Raw genomic sequence first — 22,218 nt, forward strand, 5'->3', positions numbered from 1 at the left:
GACGGTACAAAGTGATGCGCGCCGGTGTAGCTCAGCTGGCAGAGCGATTCCTTCGTAAGGAATAGGCCGAGGGTTCAAATCCCTCCACCGGCTTGCCTTCTCACCGAACTCACGAGCGGAGCAGTGGCTGTCTCGTGCTCGTTGGGTCACCACAGTCCCACGTACTTCCACCGCCTCAGCAGGTACACGACCAGGATCAGCCAGCCCACGTAGGGCGTGAACAACATCAGCGAGTACCACATCGACGGTCGCCACTCCGAGACCTCCGCGACGTACAGCATGTCGAAGTACAGCCCCGGAATCGACAGCAGCAGCGAGGCCACCAGCGGCGTCAGCAGAACCAGCGACGACCCGCTCGAACTCGCCTCGGAGGCGGGCACGAGCGGCGCGGTGAGCAACACCCACGCCATCACCGCCTGAACGACGTAGGGGACGAGCAGTGTCAGCCACCACCTGTCGTGGAGTGGCTCGGCTGTGCGGAGGGCGTGGACGCGGGCACCGAAGTCCATCACTCGTCACGACACACGCGAGCGAAAAGTATCCTCTCCCGCCGGGTCACGAACTCCCGACGCGACTCACTCCTCCGTCACCAGTTCGCCGTCGCGCGCCTCCCACTCGGTCAGACTCCCCTCGTAGAACTCGACCTGCTCGTACCCGAGATGCCGAAGCACGACGAAGGTGTGGCTGATCCGGCGGGCCGTATTGCAGTAGAGCACCACCCGACGGTCCGGCGTGATCCCCCGGTCCTCTAGAATCGACGCCAACTCCTCGCGCGATTTCAGCCCGCGCGTCTCGTCGTCCACGAGTTCCAGCCAGTCCAGTTGGACCGCGCCGGGCAGGTGGCCCTCCTCGTACTCCCACTGCTCGCGGGTGTCCACGAGCACGGCGTCGGAGTTCAGCGCCTCGCGGACCGTCTCGAAGTCGACCAGAAACGGCTCTGCTGGCTCGGCGACCTCGTAGGTCGAGCGCTCGACATTGAGCGTGTCGGTCGTCGTCTCGTGGTCGCGAGTCCACGCCGAGTAGTCGCCGTCGAGCAGTCGCACGTCGCGGTGGCCGTACGCCAGTGCGGTGACGAGGAAGCGCGCCGCGAAGACGCCGTGGGTGTCGTCGTAGACGACCACGGTGTCGTCGGGGGTGATACCCACAGATTCGAGGAGGTCGGTCCACACGTCAGCGCCGGGCAACATCCCCTCGTCGCCGGCGTCCGACCGGAACTCCTCGAAGGGGACGTTCACCGCGCCGGGGAGATGTCCGATGCCGTCGAACTCCCACGCGTCGCGCACGTCCACCACGCGCACCGAGTCGAGGTTGTCGGCCAGCCAGTCGGGACTGGCGACGATGTCGGTCATGTGACGAGGTTAGCAGGCCGCCGGTTTAGCCCTCCTGCTTTCGGACGATTCAGACGCTACCCCCGTAGTTCGGCGTCCGAGCTACCAGCAGAAATCGCCGCAACATTGGAGCCTGCGACACGATTCGGTGGCGCTGTCGCATCCCCGACGTAGCCCGGCCGAGAAGCGGCGAACACTACCGGCAACGCTTGGCGCGAGTGCCGACGAAAGGCCGTGCCTGCCGACGAGACGGGACTTAAGCCGTCGGAACGCGTAGAGATGCCCGCGATGACAGATTACGCTAAAGACGTACTCGTTTCGGCGGACTGGGTGGCGGACCACCTGGAGGAGTTCCAGTCGGACGACCCGGCACACCGACTGGTCGAGGTCGACGTGGACACCGAGGCGTACGACGAGAGTCACGCGCCCGGTGCCATCGGCTTCAACTGGGAGACCGAGTTGCAGGACCAGACGACACGCGACATCCTCACGAAGGAGGACTTCGAGGACTTGCTGGGTTCCCACGGCATCACCGAGGACTCGACGGTCGTGCTGTACGGCGACAACTCCAACTGGTTCGCGGCGTACACCTACTGGCAGTTCAAGTACTACGGCCACGACGACGTGCGCCTGATGGACGGCGGCCGCGACTACTGGCTGGAGAACGACTACCCGCTCACCGACGAGGTGCCGGAGTTCTCGGCACAGACCTACACCGCCAGCGGCCCGCGCGAGTCCATCCGTGCGTACCGCGAGGACGTCGAGAACGCCATCGAGCGCGGCGTCCCCCTCGTCGACGTCCGCTCGCCCGAGGAGTTCTCCGGCGAGATTCTCGCGCCCCCGGGACTCCAGGAGACCGCCCAGCGCGGCGGCCACATCCCCGGCGCACAGAACATCTCGTGGGCGGCCGTGACGAACGCCGACGGGACGTTCAAGACCCGCGAGGAACTCGCAGCGCTGTACGCCGAGCACGGCATCGACGGCGACTCCACGACGGTCGCGTACTGCCGGATCGGCGAGCGCTCCTCGGTCGCGTGGTTCGCGCTCCACGAACTGCTGGGCTACGAGGACACGATCAACTACGACGGCTCGTGGACCGAGTGGGGCAACCTCGTCGGCGTCCCCATCGAGAAGGGTAACTGAGCCGACCGAGAGTACTGCTTTTTCGACGCCGACGCCGAGGAGCGACAGCGCACCGCGAACCATCCACCATCCAGCGCGGGCTCCTCGTCTCCGTCGGCGTCTCACCACGGATCGGCGTCGCAGACACCCGATCCCCGATCGAAAATCGTCCCCCGACAGAACTCGGGACCGACGAGCGTGTCGGTCTCGGTCAGTCGTCGGCAGGGGCGGGGGAGTCGCCCTCGCTTGAGACGCCCGTACCCGGCCCGACGTCGATGCCGAGTTCGTCCAGTTTCTCGTCCGGGACGACGCCGTCGACCCAGCCGCGCACCTCGTAGTACTCGGCTTTCATCTCGTCGAGTTCGGCGTACTCGCCCTCGGAGGCACCTTGCCCCCGGATGCCGTCCTCCAGGAAGCGGTCCGGCAGGGAGTCGTCCGCGCCGTCGAAGCCGGCGAGGTTGTTGTAGTAGCGTTCGAGGTTGTAGATTCGCTCGCCCGCTTCGAGCAGTTCCTCCTCGCTCACGTCGAGGCCGGTCATGCCGTTGTACTGCAGGACGTACTCCTCGATGCCCTCCGCGAAGGCGTTGAACTTGCAGATGTCGAAGGAGTCGGAGATGCAGTGCATGTCCTGGAAGGTTGCGGTGAGTTCGCCCTTGCCCTCCCACTCGTACGGATCGACCTTCACCGGGAAACCGAGAATCTCCGCCGAGGGCGTGTACCCCCGGAGGTGACAGGCACCGCGGTTCGAGGTTGCGTAGCCGATGGCCATGCCCTTCATGCAGCGCGGGTCGTACGCCGGGATGGTCTGTCCCTTGACGGCCAGCGAGTTCTCGTGGGCGTCCTTCGACTCGGCGATGCCGTTCGGCCCCTCGGCGAGCAGATCCGGCAGGCCCTCTTCTCGGTGGGCGACACGCTCGATCATGTCGACCATCGTCTCGGTGTCGCCCCAGTCGAGCGTCTCGCCGACGTCGTCGAGTTTGCCTTCCTCGGACATCTCCATCGCCATGGCCATCACGTTGCCCATCTCGATGGTGTCGACGCCCATCTTGTTGCACTGGTCGATCATGACCGCGACCTGGTCGCGGTCGGTGTGCCCCGAGTTCGGACCGAGTGCGTAGGCGGACTCGTACTCGTACGACTCCATCCGGACGTTCATCTCCTCGCCTTTGTGCATCGTGGAGACCTCGACCTCCTTCTTGCACGCCACCGGGCAGGAGTGACAGGTCGGTTCGTCGACGAGGATGTTCTCCCGGACGTTCTCACCCGACACCTCCTCGGCGTCGAGCGTCGCGCCCTCGGTGTCGCGCATCGACTCTGTCGAGGTGTACTTCCCGTTCTTCACCGGGAGGCCGTCCATCTCCTCGGTGATGTTCATCAGGACGTTCGTCCCGTACAGCGACAGGCCGCCCTCGTTGGGCGCGGTCACGTCGGACTCCTGGATGACCTGCATCGCCTGCTGGTAGCCCTCCTGGAACGTCTCCGCGTCGGCCGGCTTCGGCATCCTCGTCCCCGACTTGACGACGACCGCCTTGAGGTTCTTCGACCCCATCACACAGCCAGTGCCACCGCGGCCGGAGGCCCGGTCGTCCTCGTTGACGACGCAGGCGTACTTCACGCCGTTCTCGCCGCCCGGCCCGATGGCCATGATGGAGGTGTTCTTGCCGACCGACCCCTCGACCTCCTCGCCGAGCGTCTCGATGGTCTCGTGGACGCTCTCGCCCCAGACGTGCGAGGCGTCGCGCAGTTCGAGTTCGCCGTCCTCGACGACCGCGTACACCGGCGACTCGGCCTTCCCGGTGAACAGCAGGCCGTCGAAGCCCGACCACTTCAGTCGCGCCCCGGACCACCCGCCGTGGTGCGAGTCGGTGACCGTCCCCGTCAATGGGGACTTCGTGACGAGGGCGATCCGGCCGCTCATCACGGTCTGCGTCCCCGTGAGCGGCCCGTTCATGAACGCGAGCAGGTTGTCGGGACCCATCGGGTCCACGTCCGGTCCCTGATCGAAGACGTACTTGACACCCAGTCCGCGCGCGCCGATGTACTTCTTCGCGTCCTCCTCGTCGATGCCCTCGTACGCGACCTCGCCAGCCGAGAGGTCCACGCGGGCCACGTGGTCTTGGAATCCGCCGAGTTCTGTCATGGTAATCTACGATAGTTAGGTAAGGACGCTGTGGTGTTAGTCGTTCTCACACGAACGTAACCCGATTCGGTTACGTCCCGTCGCCGACACGGATGTCGGGACATCTCACCGGCGTCGCGGGGCGGCCCGGCCGCGTCACTTACCTCGCCCGCCCGCCAAGACCGCGCCGTGTCGGACGACGACGAAACCGGGAGCGGGCACGATACTGACAGCGAGCCGAGAGACTCCTCGCGGAGACGCTGGCTCGCTGTCGCCGGACTCGTCACCCTCGGCCTCGTCGGCGCCTCGCTCGTCCCACCCGCACTCGTCTTCGGGTCGTCGCCGGACGGCGGAGCGACGACAGAGGTGCTCGGACCGCTCGGTCTCGTCGGTGCGGACAAGTGGCTCCACGGGGCCGGCTACGCGGTGCTCGCCGGAACACTACTTCCTGCGGTGAGTCGCACCGACCGCGACCGCAGTGGCCTCCGGGTCGTACTGCTCGCGGTCGCGGTCGCCGCCGGTGTCGGCCTCGGCGTCGAACTGCTCCAGTGGCCCCACCCCGGTCGAACCGCCTCCGTGGCCGACGCGACCGCGAACCTCGTCGGTGCGGCCCTCGGCGCTGGCGTGGCGGTCACCGTCGGACGCCGGCGGAATTGAGTCGACGACGGACACTGGCGGGACCGAATCGTCCGTGGACGCCGACACGACCGATCACGGTGCGGTCGCACTCGCGGTGACGGTCCCGTCGGGTTCCACGACGAGGTACACCGGTCCGGTGTCGGGGCAGATCGGAAACCGGTAGGAGGCCTCGCTGCCGGCGTCGGTCGACAGGTCGAGTGCGAAGGGGCCGGTGCCGGCGAACACGTCGGGGAGGTCGCGGCGCTCACCCGGGGCGAGCGTGAACGTCGCGTCGGCGACGTCGGTACCGTCGCGGGCGATGCGCACCGAGAGCGTCACCGACGCGCCGGACTGGTTCACCGCCACCGCGTCGGCCCGCCCGCCGGTACAGCCGACGAGTGGACCCGAGGCGGTTACCGAGGTGAACAGCGCCCGCGTCTCGCGGGCCGACCAGTCGTAGCGCGCGGTCTCGCCGTCGCTCGTCAGTTCGACCGCGAACTGGCCGCCGCCGGAGACGAGTGGGACGAACACCCGCGTCCAGCCCGGCAGACGGTAGTCGTAGTCGAGTCGGCGGTCCCGCCGTCCGGTGATCGTCAGCGACACCTCCCGGGTCGTGCCGGTCCGGTTCGTCAGTTCCAGCGTCGTCCCGGACCACGGTTCGAGCCCACTCGGATCGTCGAACGCCAGGCCGGTCTCGGTCCCGCCCCGCGACAGCGGCGGGCAGTCGGGCGCACACCGGGCGACCTGCACCGCCTCGATGGGGTCGGCGAGCAGACAGTCGAGGCCGCCGAGGACGCCCTCGATCCGCCAGTCGCGTTCGAGTCGGCGGCCGGCGGCGGTCTCGATCACGACGCGGTAGGTGCCGGTACTGCCGAGCAGTCGGCTGTGTTCGACGGTCGCGTTCGGCGGGACGTTCGCGCTGTCCACGTACACCGTCCGGTCGCCGTGTTCGACGACGACCGTCACGAACTGTGCGGTCAGTGTCGGGTTCCGGACCCGGAGCGTCCGGGCGCGGTCGACCGGGTCGTCGCCGCCGGTGTAGGGCAAGTCGGGTCGGTCGTCGGTCGCCGTGGCACCCTCGCCGGTGTCGGCGGGGTCGTCGCTGCCGGCGGTCGCTGTCTTCTGCCGGTCGTCGTCGCGGCCGAACCCCGGCGGCGGCGACCACGCGCGCTCGCCACAGCCCGCGAGACTCACACTCCCGCCGGTCGCGCCGAGTGCGGCCAGCCGAAGCAGTCGCCGCCGGTTCATACTCACGGGTCGGTCCCACGGCGCAAAAGCGCCACGCCGGGAGAGCGTCGGTCGCGACCGACCACCGCTGCCGGTCCCTACCGACCGACCGACCGGGTTCGTCGTCACCGCGTCACTCCCGACGCGGACGCTCGACACGCTGGTCTCGCCGACGACCACGATCAGCGCACCACGCGGCGGACACGTCTCCCAGATCGCCTCGACGGCGTCACCGCCGACCACGACCTCGACGCGGTAGCGCCCGGCCGAGGCGATGACGTCCGAGCGTTCGACGCTCCCACTCGGGGGCACGGTGACCGTCTCCGCGAACAGCGGTCTCTCGTCTTCGTACTGGGTTGTGTTCTCGCTCTCGCCGGCGGCCGAGAACACCCGAACCGCCACCTCGCTCGTCGCGTCGTCGGGGTTGAGAACCTGCAGATCGCGGTTCCCCACACCACACCGGAACTGGATCGAGTCGGCCAGAATCGCCCGGAGCGAGGGCGTCACCTGCGGTCGCCAGTCGAACCGACGCTCGCGGTCGCCGGCGGTGATCGTGATCGGGAGTTCGCCGGCGTACTGCGGGACCGGCAGTTCGAGGGTGACGCCCGCCGGATGCTCGTACCGGTAGTCCAACACCGACTGATCGTCGGTGCCGACCCGGATGCGGGTCGCTGTCTCGGTGCCGGCGGCGGGGTTGACGACCCGGAGCGTCGTGTCGTCTCGGCGGCCGCGGGGGTCGAAGTCGCCGGCCGGGTAGCCGACCGCCGTGCCGCCCTCCGCGAGCACACAGTCGGGCGCACAGCGCACGGTCTGCTGGATGGTCACGCCGTCACCGACCGTCACGCCGAGGTCACCCTGCGAGTCCGTGACGCGCCACGTCGTCTCGGCACGCTCGCCGGCGGCCGTCTCGACGACGACGCGGTACTCCCCTTCGGCGGCGACGAGGGCGTCGTAGCCGACGAAGCGCCGCCCGCCGAGACGCTCGCTGGAGACGAACACCTGCTCGCCGGCGTCGGTCTCGACCGCGAGCGTGACGTACGCGGCCGTCTCCGCGACGTTCCTGACCGTGATCCCGCGCGGCGTGACGGGAGAACCGTCGTCGTAGGGGAGGCTCGCGGTGGTCGCCGCCGCGTCCGGGTCGGGCCCGGTCGCGTTCTCGCCGTCTCCGGCTCTCTCGCTGGCGGTCCCGCGTTCGCCCGCCGACCGCACGTCCTCCAGCGCGTTACAGCCGGCGAGACCGACCGCGAGTCCGGGTGTCGCGGCGGCTCCGACGAGTCCGAGGAGTCGCCGGCGGTTCACGGTCGACCCTCTCCGGACGGCGTCCAGTTCCGAACTCGGGTCATCCGGACAGCTCCTGTCGGAAGAACAGTTGACCGGCACTGTCGAGGCGAATCTCGGCGGGTCCGTGGGGCGGGCAGGCCCACCACGTCTCGGTGGTCTGCGAGCCACTGTCGCTCCGAAGCGACACCTCGTACCGGCCGGACCCGGGCACCGGCGAGAGAGTCTGGCGCTCGTTCGGTTCGAGGTTGACCGTGCCGCGGTACAGTCGCTCGCCGGCCTGTCGGATCGTCACCGCGACGGCTCGCCGGTCGCGGTCCCCGTTCCGGAACCGGAGTTCGGCGGTCGCCCGACCACAGCCGAGCGCGACCGACTCGCCGAGCGTGACGTGGCGCTCCATCATCTCCGGGACGCGCCACACGTCGTCGATAGGGTCGCTCCCCTCGGGAGTGACGAGAAGGTCGTAGGCCCCCGACCGGTAGCTGGCCGGGACGGTCAGTTGGCTGGCCGCCGGGACGACGTATCGGTAGTCGAACAGCGTCTCGTCTCGCAGTGAGAGTCGGAGGCCGACCTCGCGGTCGGTCGCGGTCGGGTTCGTGACGACCAGCGTCGCGGGGCTGTACCACCGGCCGCTCCCGTCGCCGAGCAGCGGCAACTCGCCCGCGTCGCCCGAGTCGCCGCCGACCGAGAGCGAGCAGTCCGGACCACACCGCACCGCGTTCCGGAAGGTGACGCTCTCGCCGACGCCGACCGCGAGTCCGTCGAAGGTGTCGGTGACGCGCCAGTCGTGGGTGGCGCGTTCGCCGTCGGCCGTCTCCAGGACCACCTCGTAGTCGCCGGCGGTTCGGAGTACGTCCGGGAAGGTCGCCTCTCGCCCGGCCGGAATCGTCGCGCTGTCCACGAAGACCGTCCGGGAGTCGGTGGCGGCGGTCGCGTCCGGGTCGACCGCCGCGGTCGGGGTGGCGGACTGCCCGCTCTCGTCGTCGGGCGCGCTGTCGGACCGCTCCTCGGCGTCGTCTGCGGACGCCGACGCCTCGTCACCGCCGGGGGCGACGACGACCACCGTGAGGTAGACCGACTCGTTCCGGTCGTTCGCGACCTCGATGGTCTGTTCCGGCACCGCCGGGCCGACCGGGGTCGGGCGCGGTGTCCGGGTGGCTCGGTCGGTCGCGTCCGCGCCGAACGAGCCGACGTCGTCCACGCCGGGGAGCGCGCTACACCCGGCGAGTCCGCCGGTCGCGCCGGCCGCCAGCGCCGCGAGGAGGGCGCGTCTGTCCATGGACCGCGTTGGCACGAGACGGGCAAAAGTGGACCGGCACACACAGACCGGAGAAAGTGACCCAGCACGCCGCCCGCGCGTCTCGGCTCAGAGTCGGATGAGTCCGCGTGTCGGGCTGAACAGCTGCGGCGTACCGTCGGCGTCGACCTCCACCGTGAGTTCGTCGTCGGGGTAACAGATGGTCCACGTTGCCGTGAGTTCGCGCTCGTCGTCGACGACGACCCGGAGGTCGTACCGGTCGGCGTCGGCCGTCGTCGTCGGGAGCATCTCCGGGTTCCCGCTCCACTCGTCGTCCTGTGTCGGCGTCTCGCTTCCCGTCGGTGACTCGCTCGGCTCGGTCGTGTCGTCGCTGGCGTTACCGGAGACCCCGCCGATCGTGATCTCGGGGAGTGACGACCGGGCGGGGAGGTCGTAGGTCTGCTGTGCCACGCGGTCGCCGTCGGTGCTGATCTCGATCCGGAGGCGATGGGGGTCGCCGTCGTCGTTCCGGAGGCGCGTCACCGCGAGTCCGGGCGTCTGGTCCCGGCAGTCGGGGCGGATGCTCGCCGCGCCGACCGTGAACCGGACGTGCTGTTCTTCGGGGACGTGCCACGCCTCGGTGTACGTCTCGCCGTCGGCCGCGAGACGGAGGTCCAACACCCCCGGCGTCCGGGTGACCGGGAGTTGCACGCCGACGCCGGGCGGGACCGCGTACTCGTAGTCGACGACGGTCCGGTCGCCGTCGGCGATACCGACCGCGATGTCCTGCGCGGTGGTCGTCGCGTTCCGGACGGCGAGCGCGGCCGTCCGGGTGCTGAACGCGGCGTCCGGCGCGCGGTACGGCAGGTCGGTGCTCTCCCCGCCGACCGAGACCGGTCGGCAGTCCGGGCCGCAGAATACCGACTGGACGGTCCGCAGGCCCGCGTCGTCGAGGAACGCCTCGAACCCCTCGATGCCGGGCCAGACGACCCAGCCGTGGACCGCCCGGTCGCCCGCGCCGGTCTCGATCACGACGCGGTAGACCCCGCGCTTCCGGACGATGTCGCCGGTCCGGAAGACGCTCCACGGGTCGACGGTGCGGGTCTCGACGAACAGCGTCCGGTCGGGCGCGTCCACCGCGACGGTGACGAAGTGTTCCGTCCCGGTGCGGTTCTGGATGGCGAACCCGCGAGCGCGGTCGAGGTTCTCCTCGGGGTCGTCGCTCGCGTAGGGGAGGACGACCGGGTCGGGGGTCGCGGTCGGTGTCCCGCGCCGGTCGCCGGGGATCGCACAGCCAGCGAGCGGGGTGGCGGCGAGAGCCGACAGGACGGCTCTGCGCCCGAGGCGTCGCGTCACGGCGTGGAACTTGGCGGGGCGGCTACTAATACTCGGTGACGACTGGGAGGTGGACGTGTGTTCCGGGCCAAGTGGGTGCGTTGGAGATGTGAACCTGGACGGGCCGGTCGCGGACGACCAGGGGTGAAAGCCCCCGGACCACGGTGTTGCGGTCAAGTGAGTCACGGACGACGAGGGGTGAAAGCCCCTGGACCACGGTGTTGCGGTCAAGTGAGTCGCGGACGACGAGGAGTGAAAGCCCCCGGCGTCTCGACCCTCCGGGACTCGCTGCGCCCTTCCCTCACGAGGGCGCGTCGCGTTGCTCCGCGCCCTCGTTCAGTCCAGTGCTTATGTCGTCCGGGAGGGGCCGAGACGCCGGCCCCTTTCAGTCCCACCCGGAATTAAGCGTCCCATCGCGTCGTCACTGGTTCTCACCCGGCGTGGCGGCTGTCGATTCGGAACCCGGTTGTCGTAGTAGCTTCCCCACCCTCCCCGACTGCCGACGAGGCGACCTGCGAGCAGGTCCTCGCTGTCGCTCGGACACTGCTCTGTGTCGGTCGTCGACAGATCGCGTCCTCGTGGGGTTCCGGGCTGTCGGAGTTGTCGGGTGACGAGTGGAGTCGTGCGCTTTCGTCCGAAATTCGGCGCGCGCGAGGAACGTGCGCGAGGGAGGGACTGCGGGCGGTGCCGAGAGCAGTCCCGAGGCTGGGGAGGACGAGGTGCGGTGCTGTGCTGTCTGCGGTGCGGTTTCTCGCGCTGGCACGAGTAGCGGTGCTGAGGCGGGTTGCAGTCGCGGTGCGGTCGCGGTCGAATAGTCCGGTTGTCCCGGGTCGGGTAGCGGTGCTGTTGTGGTCGCGGTCGCGGTCTGCGGTGCTGGTGCAGTAGCAGTCGCGGTACACAGCGGAGTATCGGTCACACGTCTATCCTGCCGAGTCCATCTCACGCACCACTAAGTTCCCGCACGGCGTGCTCCCGACTGTATGTTCAAGACGCTCGACGACCTCCCCGACGACCAGTGCGTCCTCGTCCGACTCGACCTCAACTCGCCGGTCGAAGACGGCAAGCCGCAGGACAATCGCCGGTTCCAGCGACACGCCCGGACCGTCCGAGAACTGATGGAGACCGGCCACCGCGTCGTCCTCATGGCCCACCAGGGCCGCCCCGGCCGGGACGACTTCATCTCACTCGAAGGCCACGCGGACATCCTCGCCGAGCACGTCGGCCACGACGTCGGCTTCGTCGCCGACACCTACGGCGAGGAGGCACTCGCCGCGATCGACGCCCTCGAACCCGGCGAGGCCCTGTTGCTCGAGAACACCCGGATGTGCGACGACGAACTGCCCGAGAAAGAGCCCGAAGCCCACGCCGACTCCGAGTTCGTCCAGACCCTCTCGGGACACGTCGACGCCTACGTCAACGACGCCTACTCGGCGGCCCACCGCGCGCACGCCTCGCTGGTCGGGTTCCCACTCGTCCTGCCGGCCTACGCCGGGCGCGTGATGGAGACCGAGTACGAGGCCAACACCGCCATCGCGGAGAAGGAGTTCGACGGGCAGGTGACGATGGTCGTCGGCGGGACGAAGGCGACCGACGTCATCGACGTGATGCACGCCATCGGCGACAAGGTCGACACCTTCTGCATGGGCGGTATCGCGGGCGAACTGTTCTTGCGCGCGGACGGCGCGCCGGTCGGCTTCGACCTCGACCCCGAGGCCGACCTCTACGACAGTCAGTGGGACGCGAACCACGAGACCATCGAGTCCCTGATCGACGAACGCGGCGACGGCATCCGCCTCGCGACCGACCTCGCGTACGAAGCCGACGACGGCGACCGCGCCGAAGTCCGTGTGGCCGACGTCGACGAGAAAGACGAGTCCTACCTCGACATCGGGACCGAGACGGTCGAGTCGTACGAACCCATCATCCGCGAGTCCGACGCCGTCTTCGTGAAGGGTGCACTCGGCGTCTTCGAGGACGAACGCTTCTCGACGGGAACTGTCGGTGTCCTCGAAGCCATCGCCGAGACCGACTGCTTCTCGGTCGTCGGCGGCGGCGACACCTCCCGCGCCATCGAGATGTACGGCCTGAGCGAGGACGACTTCTCGCACGTCTCCATCGCGGGCGGGGCCTACATCCGGGCGCTGACGGGCGACTCGCTGATCGGTGTGGAAGTCCTCCAGCAGGAGCGCGACTGAGCGACCGTCGGCGGCCACCCCGCCGTCGCCGCGCCACTCCGGCGGTACGCTGATACGCCCGGGCGTCGAACCACGAGCCATGCTCGTCGGCATCGTCTCCGATACCCACGACAACCTCGACGCGGTCGAGTGGGCGGTCGCACAGTTCGAGCAGGCAGCCGTGGACGTCGTGATCCACTGCGGCGACTTCGTCGCCCCATTCTCGGCGACGCCGTTCGAGGGTGACTGGGAGTTCTACGCGGTCAGGGGGAACAACGACGGCGAGTGGGCGCTCCAGCAGACGGTCGAAGGGTTCGGCACCTACCTCGGCCAGTGCGGCCGTCTCACGCTGGACGACACCGACATCGCGGTCTACCACGGGACGAACAGACACCTCCGGGAGGCCTTGGTCCGGTCGGGCGAGTACGACTTCGTCTGCCACGGCCACACCCACCAGCGCGCCCACGAGGCGACCGACGGGACCGTGCGCGTCAACCCCGGTGGTCTGCCGATTCCGGACGCCGACGACACCTTCTCGGTGGCGACGCTCGACACCGCCTCGGGGTCGGTCGATTTCCACGAACGCGGGTAGCGCCGCGGGTGGCCGTCACGCGACCGGATCGGCGACTATACTTATCTCCGCTGGTGTCGTCTACCGACCATGTTCGGCATCGGCATCTTCGAGTACCAGCGCCGGCGGTATCGCAAGTGGCGTGGGCTCTCGGCGGCGGGAAAGGCGTGGTGGGCGGTGAAGAAAGCGGTCACCGCGGCGATCGTCGCGATCGTCCTCGCGGTCGTGGTCGTCCACTACAACCACTCCGAGGCGGTGCTGGCGGTCGTCCAGTCGGGTGCGAGTCCCCTGACGCTCGTCGGCCCCGTCGTCGCCTCGCTCCCGCTGATCCTGCTGACGACGGTCCTGTCGGTGCTGGCGGTGCTGTGGCCGACGCGACGCCCGGGCGACGTCGGGTACTGATCCGCACTCCTGAACTCGACCGCTGCGGAGCGACGCCCACACTCGACCGCCCGACCTGCGGGAATCAGGGTCGGTCGCTATCGCGACGGCGACCGTCTCTCCACGTATGGCGACCGAGACACACACCGACAGAGCGGAGACCGACCGGACTGCCGCGTCCCAGCAGTCCGAGCCACGACGGCGAAGTCGCCTCGGGCGTCTCGTCCGGACCGGCGTCAGGACTGCGGTCGGCCTCGCCGTCTACGCGACGGTCGTCCGGCCGCGACTCCTCCGGCTCGGGGCGACACGGTCGGAGGCGACCGCCGCCCTGCCGGGAGACGCACTCAACCCGACGGCGACCTTCGAGGCGACGAACGGTATCACCATCTCGGCCCCGGCGGAGGCGGTCTGGCCGTGGCTCGTCCAGCTCGGGCAGGACCGCGGTGGCTTCTACAGCTACGAACTCCTGGAGAACCTCGCCGGTCTCGACATCCACAACGCCGACGACCTCGTCCCGGCGTGGCAGGACCTCGCGGTGGGCGACACGATCCGACTCGCACCCGCGGACCATCCGGCGGTGACCGACGAGGCGGGCTATCTCCGCGTCGCGCTCGCGGACCCCGACCGTGCACTGGTGCTCCGGACCGACGACGACCCGCCGACGTGGACGTGGGCGTTCGTGCTCGCGCCGGTCGACCGGACCTCGTGCCGACTGCTCGTCCGGTCGCGGATCGCAGTCGAGTCGCCAGCCGGCAGGGCCGGTGCGGTCGCGCTCGAACCGTTCTCGACGCTGCTGACGATGGGGATGCTCCGGGGTATCAGACGCCGTGCCGAGCGCGAGTGGGCGGACTGACTGCCCGAGAAGCGACTCGTTTAGGCCCCGTCGGCGTCTACGACCGGTGATGGCGGACAGCGACACCTACCACTGCGACACCTGCGACCGCGAGGTCCCCTCGGACGAGGCCATCAAAGGCGAGACGATGGGGAATCTCGACCCCGAGACGTGGCAGACGCTCTCGTGTCCCCACTGCGGGAACCGACTGAAGACCGTCTTCGTCGGCGGCGAGTGACCGTCTCACTCGACTACCAGCGAGTTCCCCCGCCCCACGAACATCTTTGCCGCTCGCCGTCGTCCACCGACTATGGCGACTCCCGACACCTTCGACATCGGCGGCGAGTTGACAGTGAACCGGCTCGGCTTCGGCGCGATGCGCCTCTGCGGCGAGGGGATCATCGGCCCGCCGGACGACGAGGCCAACGCCCACGAGGTCCTCCAGCGGGCGGTCGACCTCGGCGTCGACTTCATCGACACCGCCGACTCCTACGGCCCCGGCGTCTCCGAGCGTCTCATCGGCGAGGCGCTCGACCCCGAGGACGCCGTCGTGGCGACGAAGGCCGGTCTCCTCCGGAACCGATCGGGCGAGTGGCTCCCCCACGGCGACCCCGACTACATCCGGAACCAGGTGCTCTGCAGCCTCGACCGCCTCCGAACCGACAGCATCGACCTCTACCAGTTCCACCGGCCCGACCCGGACACGCCGTTCGCCGACTCGGTGAACACCTTCGCCGAACTGCAGGACGACGGCCTCGTGGACCACGTCGGCCTGTCGAACGTCTCGGTCGAACAACTGGACGAGGCCCGCGAACTGGTGGACGTGGCGACCGTCCAGAACCGCTACAACTTCGCACACCGCGACGACGAGGACGTCCTCCAGGCCTGCGAGGACTACGACGTCGGCTTCATCCCGTGGTACCCCATCGGCGCGGGCGACCTCGGCGAGAAGGGTGAGGTCCTCGACTCGGTCGCCGCGAACCACGACGCCTCCCGGATGCAGATCGGACTGGCGTGGCTCCTCCAGCACTCGCCGGTCACGCTCCCGATTCCGGGCACCTCCAGCGTCGAGCACCTGGAAGAGAACGTCGCCGCCCGGGACATCGAGTTGACCGACGAGGAGATGCGGCGACTCGGCGCGTAACCGCCGTAGCCAACCTTCTGCCGGTGTCGTCGGGAGTCGGGACTCCCCGACACACCGACCTCGGAGGAACGTATTTCTCCGACGGTAGCGTACCGACTGGCATGTCAGTCGGCCCCAATCCACGACCCTCGGCACGCCACCGTGCCCGGACCACGGTCGCCGGGGTCCGCGGTGGCCGACCGCCGACCGACCGCGACGACCGAACGGGCGCTGGCCGCCGACCGGTAACCGACACCCGACGAGTAGCCGACGACGACTCTCGGCGGCCGGACCCCGGGATTCTCCCGCTGATCGCCGACCCCTTCGAGTCGGTCGCGGACGCCCACGAGCGACTCACGACGCTCGAATCGACCTTCCGCGAGCGCGGCGACCGGCGCGGCGCGTTTCTCTGTGTCTACGCGCGGGTCACCGAGGCGGTCGGCGTCGCCATCGACGCGGGCGAGTTCGCCGACCCGGACTGGGTCACCGACTATCTCGTCACCTTCGCGGATCTGTATCGGGAGGCGCTGCTCGCCTACGAGACCGGGGACCTCGTCGCGCTCCCCGACCCGTGGCAGGTCGCCTTCGAGACCGCCGAGCGCGGGGACGCGCTGGTCGTGCAGGACGTGGTCCTGGGGATCAACGCCCACGTCAACTACGACCTCGCGCTGGCGCTCCACCGCGTCGGCGTCGGGCCGGATCGCCGGGCGCGGTACGCCGACCACTGTGCCGTGAACGCGGTGCTCCGGTCGCTGGTAGACGAGGTGCAGGATCGGATCGCCGCGAACTACGCCCCCGGCGTGACGGACCTCGACGAGTCGTTCGGCAGACTCGACGAGGCGCTGTCGATGCTCTCGCTCCGGGAGGGGCGAGACAGCGCGTGGCGGTCTGCGGTCGCGCTCTCCTCGCGGTTCCGTCTGCGCCGGCGACTCGCAGGGTGGGTCCTCCGGACGAGTTCGACCGGGGCGGCGTACCTGCTGCTCGCGCCGACGGTCAGTCGGTCGGTCGCGGACGCGCTGGCCGGCGTGGAGCGCGGTGACGGGGTGCCTTCGGAGGAGTGACTGACGGGAGCGTGATCGGTCGTGTGTCGCCGTCGACGACCGGTGGTGTCGTCACTCGTCGGGTAGCGTCACAAAAAGCGTGGATCGAACCGCGATAGCGTCGAAATCCGAAGTAGAGTCTGAGAGACTTAGACTCGGGTGACGTTCGTCGCGCGCGGACCCTTGGGGGCCTGTTCGATGTCGAACTCGATGTCCTGTCCTTCTTCGAGGTCCGGGCCACCGACGTCTTCCATGTGGAAGAATACGTCGTCGTCCGCGTCCTCAGTCGAGATGAATCCGTAGCCGCCAGTGTCGTTGAAGAAATCAACGGTTCCAGTCGCCATTGCATTCCAATCGACGAGAGTGTCGGGTATAAGACTTGCGAGGGTCGCGGTGGCACGGCGCGTGCGCCGTCGGCTCAGTGCACGTGGGGGACGACCTGGTCCCGCAGGAACGTCAGGAAGTCGCCGGTCTCGAACGCTGACGGGCGGTACACCTCGACGTAGCCGCTTCGCGTAACCGAGAGTTTCACCCGTCGGTCGCCGTCGTCGTAGCTGACACCCAGTTGGTTCAGCGTGCCGCGATCCAGCAGATCCTCGGCGGCCGCGTCCGCGAGGAGGTCCGCCCCGTGCAGGACGCCGGTCCCGGTCGCTCCGGCGAACCCGGCCTTCCACGGGTCCGGGTCGGGGAGACCCGCGAGAAACTCGTCCAGGTCGATGGTCGCCCGGTCCACCGCAGTCCCCGTGTCGGCGGCGAGGAAGTCGAAGGCGAAGGTGCCGCGTCCGCTCCCGGCGACGACGAACTCCCCCGGCACACCCGCTATCTCGGTGTAGTCGGTCGTCGGCCGCGTCTCCTCGTGGACCTCGATGCCGGTCGGCGTGACGGCGCGGACGCTGTCGTGTTGGAGCGACTGGCGGGCCGCGTCGCCGGCGAAGGCCATCCCGCCCGACGGGAGCGAGAAGACGCGCGTCACGTCGAGACAGTCGGTCAGTTCGTGGCCCTCCGTCTCGGTCGTCTCCCAGTACCCCTCCACCACGTCGAAGTCGCCGTCGACTCGGCCGAGTACCCCTGCGTGCATCGTGCGGAGACGTTTCCGAATCACCGACATAAATATTCGTGTCACCGTGGGTTGACTTCCAGTTCGAGATCGCGGCAGTACGGTCGTTGTCGTGCTGTCTCGGCCGACACACAGTCGTCAGTTGGTCGTCACACACCGGACAACGTCGGCCGGACGAACACGAGTCACCGGAGCACGTCCAGCAGGGAGGCGGCGTAGATGCCCCCGCAGGCGACCGGATGCTCGTCCGACGCGCCGGTTTTGTGCGTCGGTACCAAGTTGCAGGTCAGTTCTCCACATCCTGCACGGTCGGTAGTGATCGCTTGTCTCTGAGTTCATCCAACGTGTATGCTGGATTCTCTTGGAGAGTCCAGTACTTGTAGCCGTTGAGCGCCTTGTCGGAATCGCGGCCAGCAAGTTGCCGGAGTAGCTCTTTCGACAGCCCAGTGAAAGAGTACTCTTTGTTGTCGTAGAGCCACTCTACGTTATCACTCTGGCCTTTTTTCCCCGTGATTCGGGCGCGCCAGAAGTCATCGCTTTCGTCATACTGTTGGACTGGTGGATCGTCAGAGAACTCGTCGGGGACGTAGCTCTCGGTGAAGACAACCTCATCGCCCTGACTGAGGAGTTCACGATCAAGGAGCAGAGTAATCGTCCTACCGGAGTGTCGTTTCTCGTCTTGTCTCTCCTCTTTCTCACGCCGGCGGGTCATGTACTCCTCGGCTTCTTTCACCGGGATGATTTGCTGGGAGTCAAGCAGGATCTCGTCATCGTTATCGTAGGCGTCGATTTTCGTACAGGTGATGTCCATCCCGTACTCTTCGATTAGCCACATCACGGGCGCGGTGACTTGGGTCCCGAACTCCCCGGCCGCGAGAACGATTCGCGGCTTCGAGCCAAGATCAAAGGCCGCCCAGCCGTCCTCGGTAAATGGGTCTTCGCGGAGCACTCCTTCCTGGAGAAAGTCGTTGAATTTCTCGCCGACCGATCCCGGTGTGAGCTCCTCGTCGTCTCGTTCCTGCCAGAATTCACGGTACTCGTTTTGAATGTCTTCAGCTGTTAACGTCGCACAGTAGCTTGCGTATTTTATCGCTTGTAGGTCGGTCGTGTCGTCGGCGTTATCGCGTTTGAGTTCGACGACGACGAGTTTCCCGTCAGGAGTCAACGCGAGTACGTCTAATCGGTCTCGTAAGCCTTCAAATCCGTCGTACTCGGAGGTGACAACGAGCAGGTCCTCACCGAGTATACGAGGATTGTCAATCACCCATTCCTGTAGATCACGACGTTCCCAAATGTCGAGGTCAGCAAACTGTTCGTCTTTCAACTCTGTTACCGCCTCGGAGTTGTTGTTGATAGAGAATATCATGCCCTCGATTTTGAGAGTTCTGGAGAAAGAACTGTCGGTCAAATCACTCGTAGATTAGGTTCGTTAACAGCGATATGGACACGCAAACCGTCTCACAGAAACGTCGTGACCAGATCGAGGAGCCAGCCGACAGAGAACAGCCGAAACTCGGTCCCGCAGTCGTCACACGCGTAGCCGTACCGGTGGACGACACCGGGCACCCGGTAGTGTGACAGCACGGTCAGATCGTGACTGTCGCAGTCGGGACACTGCTTGGCGTCTTCGGGCAGGCTCATCGTCGGTCGGTGCTCTCCCGACAGACAAAACTCCTGTCGTCTGTCGTGTCGAACGCCGAACGTTCTTGACAGCCGGCCGAGACGGGAGCGTATGCTCAGACGACTCCGCGAGAACGGACCGGTGCTCCTCGTCCCGGCGGCGTGGACCCTGGCGACGGTCGGGCACGCCGGACTGGTCGAGACGCGAACCGTGTTCATCGCACACCTCGTGATGGACGCAGTGCTGATCGCCTTCGCCGCGCTCTCGTGGTCGGAGATGGCCGAGGGGACACTCAGGGTGTGGCGCACGGTCCTCGTCGCCGGTCTCGGCGTCACGCTCCTCGGCACGGTCGGCTTCCTGCTGTCGCCGCCGAACAGCGCACTGCTCGGGGCGACGGTCCTCGGCTGGATGCTCCTGCCCGCTGTCGGGTTGTGGCTCACCGGACGGGACGTACCGGTGGGTGAGGCCCCGCGTGTCTACACCGCCGGAGCGGTCCTGAGTCTGCTCGGGATGGTCGTCTACCTCCCCGCGTTCCTCGGCTTCCTCAGTCTCGACGTGATGCTCGTCGGCCTGACGCTGGCGAACCTCGGCCAGACGGCCGGCATCGCCAACGCGGTGTACCAGTATTGACGGCGACCCCGACCAGCATCGTGTTCGACCGTGTCACCGACCGCGTGCGCGCACGGCTCACTACGCCCTTATCTCCTCGCTGTGCGTTTGAGCGGCTGTAATGACGAAGATTCTCGTTGCGGGAGCGACCGGTACGCAGGGCGGTGCAGTCGTCGATCACCTCCTCGGTGGCGAGTACGGCACGTACGACGTGTACGGCCTGACCCGTGACGCGAACAGCGAGCGCGCACAGGCACTCGCCGAACGCGGTGTCACGGTCGTCGAAGGCGATCTGACCGACGGCGAGCGCATGGCGGAGCTCTGTGCCGGCATGGACGCGGTGTTCTGCGTGACGACGTTCTTCGAGGACGGTCCCGCAGTCGAGACCGAACAAGGGATCACACTCGCCGACGCCGCCAGCGAGGCGGGTGTCTCACACTTCGTCTACAGCTCTGTCGGCGGTGCCGACCGCGACACCGGACTCGCGCACTTCGAGTCGAAGTACACAGTCGAACGTCACGTCGCCGACCTCGGTCTCCCGGCGACCATCGTCCGCCCGGTGTACTTCATGCAGAACCTCGCGTACATGCACGGCGAGGAACTCCGGAACGGGACGCTCTCGATGCCCCTCGACGAGGGCGTCGAACTCGGACTAGTAGACGCCGACGACATCGGTCGTGCCGTGGCGACGGCGGTCGCCGACCCCGAGCGCTTCGTCGGACAGACCTTCGAACTCGGCGGTGACTCGCTGACGCTCGAAGCGATGGCCGACGCGGTCTCGACCGCGATGGGCACGGAGATCGAACCGGTCCACCTCGACCTCGACACCTACCGCGACGCCGCCGGCAACGAGATGGCCGACATGTACGCGTGGTTCAACGCCGAGGGCTACGACATCGACACCGAGTCGCTCCGGGCAGAGTACGGTATCGAGACTACCGACTTCGCGTCGTGGCTCACAGCCTCCGACGCCTTCCGCCCCGCGCCGGCCGCCTCGCGCTGATCCGACCGAGGTAGTCGCCAACAGACTGTTCTCGAACGAGTTCTTGTCTCGTCGGCCTCACTCCAGCCACGTCTCGTGGACGTCGACCCACAGCAGGTCGCCGGTGGCGGAGGAATCGACGCTGAACAGCACCGTACTGACTCGTCCGGTCGTCTCGCCGGCAGTCGTCTCGTCACTTCTCGTCTCGCCACCTGTCTCCTGCCACTCCTCGTAGCGAACCGTCGCGTGGTCGTCGGTCGCGTGTCGGAGGTCGACGTTCCTGATCTCGATGTCGAACGTGCCGGGGTCGTCCCGGCCGTACTGTGCTCGGATCGAGTCGAGGACCGCCTCGCGGCCCACCCGATTCCCGTCGGGTGTGACCATCTCGAAGTCGGAGGCCAGCGCGTCCGCGATGTCGGCGAAAGAGTCCTCGTCGGCGGTGGCGGTGAACCACGCGACGAACCGGTCGTGGAGGCGCTCGATCTCCGCGCGGCAGGCCGATTCGGTCGGCGGAGCAGCCGGCTGTGAATCACTCATCGGTGTACCACCACGCCCACGCGACGAGCACGGCCTGCAGTGGAAGCCGCGCCCACAGCGCGAGATTCGAGAGGTCACGATACTCGTCGGGGACCGCGCCCAACTCGACGTCGTCGCTGGTCGCCATGTAGACGTTCGCGGGGAACACCGCCACGAGCAGGGCGATCAGTCCGAACGCAGACTCCCGGCGCGTGCGCTCGAACAGCACCCCGACACCGAGGAGAATCTCGGCGACGCCGGAGAGGTAGACGAGCGTCCGGGGGGCGGGAAACTGCGGCGGGACGATGCGCTCGTAGGTGTCGGGCGCGCGGAAGTGGGTGATCCCGGCGAGGACGTAGAGGCCGCCCATCAGGTAGCGGAGCGGGCGTTTCAGTCGGGCGAGTGTGGTGGTCGGCACGGTCAGGGGGTGGGCCGCCTCCGGCGAAAGTGTTCTGTTCGGACGGGGCGTCGCACGGGCTCACCGACCCGCCGAGCCGAGGTCGGCACCGCAGGACGGACAGACGAGTCCCTCGTCGGCGACGACCGGTTCGACGCTCAGTTCACACTGCGCGCACCACCGCCGGTCGCTGTCGGGGTCGCCGGGTGTGTCGTGGGTCATCTCGTCACCGACGACCGATCTACTGGAACGGTTCTTCGTCGCGGTGGGAGTCGGGGTTCTCCTGTTCGCTCGCCTCCTCCTCGCGCACCTCGGACTCCTGTTCGATACTGCGCTCCTTCTCGGCCTTCTCGATCTCCTCGTTCGCCTCGTTGTCGTGTTCTGCGGCGGTCTGCTCGTCGTCGTCGGCTGTTTCGAGGTCTGTGTCTTCCTCGATGTCGAGACCGTGGTCGTCGTCTGTCATGCGGGGGCGACGTTGACGCTGGAGACGGAAGATAGTGGTGGCAGGTGAGGGAGTTGTGGACGAACCAGCAGAGAGTACCGAACAGAGAGGTAAGCGTCTGGGTGTGATTCGCGGTGAACCACTCCGGAGGTGCGCCTCGCGTTCCTCGCCAGTCCGGGCTGTGACTCACCGGATGTAGGGTCCGCTCT

At 67.8% G+C, this 22,218-nt stretch carries 25 protein-coding genes and 1 tRNA gene; 12 read left to right on the top strand and 14 right to left on the bottom strand.

The annotated features are described in order from the left end of the window. Positions 1–20 precede the first annotated feature (20 nt). A tRNA-Thr gene (locus LI337_RS12215) sits at positions 21–93 on the top strand. A gap of 53 nt (positions 94–146) precedes the next feature. Here LI337_RS12215 and LI337_RS12220 read toward each other — a convergent pair. Together LI337_RS12220 and LI337_RS12225 are read right to left on the bottom strand one after the other, a co-directional pair. Continuing rightward, positions 147–509, bottom strand: a complete 363-nt coding sequence (locus LI337_RS12220) for a hypothetical protein (protein ID WP_227230120.1) — start codon at positions 507–509, stop codon at positions 147–149. A 66-nt stretch (positions 510–575) separates the two neighbouring features. After that, positions 576–1,349 (bottom strand): sulfurtransferase, encoded by a 774-nt coding sequence (locus LI337_RS12225; protein ID WP_227230121.1) that lies wholly within the window; start codon positions 1,347–1,349, stop codon positions 576–578. Between the two features lie 267 nt (positions 1,350–1,616). On the opposite strand from LI337_RS12225, the gene LI337_RS12230 reads away from it, so the two are divergent. Next, positions 1,617–2,471 (top strand): sulfurtransferase, encoded by an 855-nt coding sequence (locus LI337_RS12230; protein ID WP_227230122.1) that lies wholly within the window; start codon positions 1,617–1,619, stop codon positions 2,469–2,471. Between the two features lie 190 nt (positions 2,472–2,661). On the opposite strand, the gene LI337_RS12235 is transcribed toward LI337_RS12230, so the two are convergent. Next, entirely contained in the window at positions 2,662–4,590 is a 1,929-nt protein-coding gene (locus LI337_RS12235) for an aldehyde ferredoxin oxidoreductase family protein (protein WP_227230123.1), read from the bottom strand. Positions 4,591–4,758: 168 nt separating this feature from the next. Between LI337_RS12235 and LI337_RS20195 the strand changes: the two genes are divergently transcribed. Beyond that, positions 4,759–5,226 carry a VanZ family protein gene (locus tag LI337_RS20195; protein WP_227230124.1) on the top strand — a complete coding sequence of 156 codons (468 nt, stop codon included), beginning with the start codon at positions 4,759–4,761 and terminating at the stop codon, positions 5,224–5,226. Positions 5,227–5,280: 54 nt separating this feature from the next. Here the strand turns inward: LI337_RS20195 and LI337_RS12245 are convergent, their stop codons facing one another. The 3 genes from LI337_RS12245 to LI337_RS12255 all read right to left on the bottom strand — a co-directional run bounded on the left by LI337_RS12245 (position 5,281) and on the right by LI337_RS12255 (position 10,285). Next, the gene (locus tag LI337_RS12245) at positions 5,281–7,713 is read right to left on the bottom strand and encodes an Ig-like domain-containing protein (RefSeq protein ID WP_227230125.1); all 2,433 of its coding nucleotides are present in this window, start codon (positions 7,711–7,713) and stop codon (positions 5,281–5,283) included. A 40-nt stretch (positions 7,714–7,753) separates the two neighbouring features. Next, a complete protein-coding gene (locus LI337_RS12250) occupies positions 7,754–8,971 on the bottom strand; it encodes an Ig-like domain-containing protein (protein WP_227230126.1) in 1,218 nt (405 codons plus the stop codon). 87 nt (positions 8,972–9,058) lie between these two features. Next, positions 9,059–10,285, bottom strand: coding sequence for an Ig-like domain-containing protein (locus LI337_RS12255; protein WP_227230127.1), 1,227 nt, complete (start codon positions 10,283–10,285; stop codon positions 9,059–9,061). Between the two features lie 959 nt (positions 10,286–11,244). Between LI337_RS12255 and LI337_RS12260 the strand changes: the two genes are divergently transcribed. From LI337_RS12260 to LI337_RS12290, 7 genes are all read left to right on the top strand, one after another. Further along, positions 11,245–12,459, top strand: a complete 1,215-nt coding sequence (locus LI337_RS12260; RefSeq protein ID WP_227230128.1) for a phosphoglycerate kinase — start codon at positions 11,245–11,247, stop codon at positions 12,457–12,459. A gap of 79 nt (positions 12,460–12,538) precedes the next feature. Next, positions 12,539–13,030, top strand: a complete 492-nt coding sequence (locus tag LI337_RS12265; protein WP_227230129.1) for a metallophosphoesterase — start codon at positions 12,539–12,541, stop codon at positions 13,028–13,030. Between the two features lie 69 nt (positions 13,031–13,099). Further along, entirely contained in the window at positions 13,100–13,411 is a 312-nt protein-coding gene (locus LI337_RS12270; RefSeq protein WP_227230130.1) for a hypothetical protein, read from the top strand. Positions 13,412–13,517: 106 nt separating this feature from the next. Further along, a complete protein-coding gene (locus LI337_RS12275) occupies positions 13,518–14,243 on the top strand; it encodes a hypothetical protein (RefSeq protein ID WP_227230131.1) in 726 nt (241 codons plus the stop codon). 49 nt (positions 14,244–14,292) lie between these two features. Further along, a complete protein-coding gene (locus tag LI337_RS12280; RefSeq protein ID WP_227230132.1) occupies positions 14,293–14,460 on the top strand; it encodes a hypothetical protein in 168 nt (55 codons plus the stop codon). A 72-nt stretch (positions 14,461–14,532) separates the two neighbouring features. Next, positions 14,533–15,366 carry an aldo/keto reductase gene (locus LI337_RS12285; RefSeq protein ID WP_227230133.1) on the top strand — a complete coding sequence of 278 codons (834 nt, stop codon included), beginning with the start codon at positions 14,533–14,535 and terminating at the stop codon, positions 15,364–15,366. A gap of 101 nt (positions 15,367–15,467) precedes the next feature. Beyond that, complete coding sequence (locus tag LI337_RS12290) at positions 15,468–16,406, top strand: DUF5995 family protein (protein ID WP_227230134.1); 939 nt, start codon at positions 15,468–15,470, stop codon at positions 16,404–16,406. A 128-nt stretch (positions 16,407–16,534) separates the two neighbouring features. On the opposite strand, the gene LI337_RS12295 is transcribed toward LI337_RS12290, so the two are convergent. From LI337_RS12295 to LI337_RS12310, 4 genes are all read right to left on the bottom strand, one after another. Continuing rightward, complete coding sequence (locus LI337_RS12295; protein ID WP_227230135.1) at positions 16,535–16,729, bottom strand: cold-shock protein; 195 nt, start codon at positions 16,727–16,729, stop codon at positions 16,535–16,537. Positions 16,730–16,803: 74 nt separating this feature from the next. Then, positions 16,804–17,463: a hypothetical protein gene (locus tag LI337_RS12300; RefSeq protein WP_227230136.1), complete on the bottom strand. Its 660-nt coding sequence runs from the start codon at positions 17,461–17,463 to the stop codon at positions 16,804–16,806. A gap of 265 nt (positions 17,464–17,728) precedes the next feature. After that, the gene (locus tag LI337_RS12305) at positions 17,729–18,808 is read right to left on the bottom strand and encodes a PDDEXK family nuclease (protein ID WP_227230137.1); all 1,080 of its coding nucleotides are present in this window, start codon (positions 18,806–18,808) and stop codon (positions 17,729–17,731) included. 92 nt (positions 18,809–18,900) lie between these two features. Next, the gene (locus LI337_RS12310; RefSeq protein WP_227230138.1) at positions 18,901–19,083 is read right to left on the bottom strand and encodes a hypothetical protein; all 183 of its coding nucleotides are present in this window, start codon (positions 19,081–19,083) and stop codon (positions 18,901–18,903) included. Positions 19,084–19,174: 91 nt separating this feature from the next. Between LI337_RS12310 and LI337_RS12315 the strand changes: the two genes are divergently transcribed. Together LI337_RS12315 and LI337_RS12320 are read left to right on the top strand one after the other, a co-directional pair. Continuing rightward, positions 19,175–19,693 (top strand): hypothetical protein, encoded by a 519-nt coding sequence (locus LI337_RS12315; protein ID WP_227230139.1) that lies wholly within the window; start codon positions 19,175–19,177, stop codon positions 19,691–19,693. Positions 19,694–19,793: 100 nt separating this feature from the next. Next, a complete protein-coding gene (locus LI337_RS12320; protein ID WP_227230140.1) occupies positions 19,794–20,675 on the top strand; it encodes an NmrA/HSCARG family protein in 882 nt (293 codons plus the stop codon). Between the two features lie 57 nt (positions 20,676–20,732). On the opposite strand, the gene LI337_RS12325 is transcribed toward LI337_RS12320, so the two are convergent. The 4 genes from LI337_RS12325 to LI337_RS12340 are packed head-to-tail and all read right to left on the bottom strand — an operon-like array spanning position 20,733 to position 22,030. Further along, the gene (locus tag LI337_RS12325) at positions 20,733–21,191 is read right to left on the bottom strand and encodes a DUF4440 domain-containing protein (RefSeq protein ID WP_227230141.1); all 459 of its coding nucleotides are present in this window, start codon (positions 21,189–21,191) and stop codon (positions 20,733–20,735) included. After that, a complete protein-coding gene (locus LI337_RS12330) occupies positions 21,184–21,594 on the bottom strand; it encodes a DoxX family protein (RefSeq protein ID WP_303645272.1) in 411 nt (136 codons plus the stop codon). Before LI337_RS12330 ends, LI337_RS12325 begins: the two co-directional genes overlap by 8 nt. A gap of 54 nt (positions 21,595–21,648) precedes the next feature. Further along, a complete protein-coding gene (locus LI337_RS12335) occupies positions 21,649–21,789 on the bottom strand; it encodes a hypothetical protein (RefSeq protein WP_227230143.1) in 141 nt (46 codons plus the stop codon). Positions 21,790–21,808: 19 nt separating this feature from the next. Further along, complete coding sequence (locus tag LI337_RS12340) at positions 21,809–22,030, bottom strand: hypothetical protein (RefSeq protein WP_227230144.1); 222 nt, start codon at positions 22,028–22,030, stop codon at positions 21,809–21,811. Positions 22,031–22,218: the final 188 nt, after the last annotated feature.

It is taken from the genome of Salinirubrum litoreum, assembly GCF_020567425.1.
Classification (GTDB): Archaea; Halobacteriota; Halobacteria; order Halobacteriales; family Haloferacaceae; genus Salinirubrum; species Salinirubrum litoreum.

Excerpts from the sequence above, each read along its gene's own strand:
- LI337_RS12235 (WP_227230123.1), bottom strand. The coding sequence starts at position 4,590 with ATGACAGAACTCGGCGGATTCCAAGACCACGTGGCCCGCGTGGACCTC.
- LI337_RS12220 (WP_227230120.1), bottom strand. The coding sequence starts at position 509 with ATGGACTTCGGTGCCCGCGTCCACGCCCTCCGCACAGCCGAGCCACTC.
- LI337_RS12280 (WP_227230132.1), top strand. The coding sequence starts at position 14,293 with ATGGCGGACAGCGACACCTACCACTGCGACACCTGCGACCGCGAGGTC.
- LI337_RS12270 (WP_227230130.1), top strand. The coding sequence starts at position 13,100 with ATGTTCGGCATCGGCATCTTCGAGTACCAGCGCCGGCGGTATCGCAAG.
- LI337_RS12305 (WP_227230137.1), bottom strand. The coding sequence starts at position 18,808 with ATGATATTCTCTATCAACAACAACTCCGAGGCGGTAACAGAGTTGAAA.
- LI337_RS12230 (WP_227230122.1), top strand. The coding sequence starts at position 1,617 with ATGACAGATTACGCTAAAGACGTACTCGTTTCGGCGGACTGGGTGGCG.
- LI337_RS12320 (WP_227230140.1), top strand. The coding sequence starts at position 19,794 with ATGACGAAGATTCTCGTTGCGGGAGCGACCGGTACGCAGGGCGGTGCA.
- LI337_RS12250 (WP_227230126.1), bottom strand. The coding sequence starts at position 8,971 with ATGGACAGACGCGCCCTCCTCGCGGCGCTGGCGGCCGGCGCGACCGGC.
- LI337_RS12335 (WP_227230143.1), bottom strand. The coding sequence starts at position 21,789 with ATGACCCACGACACACCCGGCGACCCCGACAGCGACCGGCGGTGGTGC.
- LI337_RS12295 (WP_227230135.1), bottom strand. The coding sequence starts at position 16,729 with ATGGCGACTGGAACCGTTGATTTCTTCAACGACACTGGCGGCTACGGA.
- LI337_RS12285 (WP_227230133.1), top strand. The coding sequence starts at position 14,533 with ATGGCGACTCCCGACACCTTCGACATCGGCGGCGAGTTGACAGTGAAC.
- LI337_RS12340 (WP_227230144.1), bottom strand. The coding sequence starts at position 22,030 with ATGACAGACGACGACCACGGTCTCGACATCGAGGAAGACACAGACCTC.
- LI337_RS12275 (WP_227230131.1), top strand. The coding sequence starts at position 13,518 with ATGGCGACCGAGACACACACCGACAGAGCGGAGACCGACCGGACTGCC.
- LI337_RS12290 (WP_227230134.1), top strand. The coding sequence starts at position 15,468 with ATGTCAGTCGGCCCCAATCCACGACCCTCGGCACGCCACCGTGCCCGG.
- LI337_RS12225 (WP_227230121.1), bottom strand. The coding sequence starts at position 1,349 with ATGACCGACATCGTCGCCAGTCCCGACTGGCTGGCCGACAACCTCGAC.
- LI337_RS12310 (WP_227230138.1), bottom strand. The coding sequence starts at position 19,083 with ATGAGCCTGCCCGAAGACGCCAAGCAGTGTCCCGACTGCGACAGTCAC.
- LI337_RS12260 (WP_227230128.1), top strand. The coding sequence starts at position 11,245 with ATGTTCAAGACGCTCGACGACCTCCCCGACGACCAGTGCGTCCTCGTC.
- LI337_RS12325 (WP_227230141.1), bottom strand. The coding sequence starts at position 21,191 with ATGAGTGATTCACAGCCGGCTGCTCCGCCGACCGAATCGGCCTGCCGC.
- LI337_RS12300 (WP_227230136.1), bottom strand. The coding sequence starts at position 17,463 with ATGCACGCAGGGGTACTCGGCCGAGTCGACGGCGACTTCGACGTGGTG.
- LI337_RS12265 (WP_227230129.1), top strand. The coding sequence starts at position 12,539 with ATGCTCGTCGGCATCGTCTCCGATACCCACGACAACCTCGACGCGGTC.
- LI337_RS12315 (WP_227230139.1), top strand. The coding sequence starts at position 19,175 with ATGCTCAGACGACTCCGCGAGAACGGACCGGTGCTCCTCGTCCCGGCG.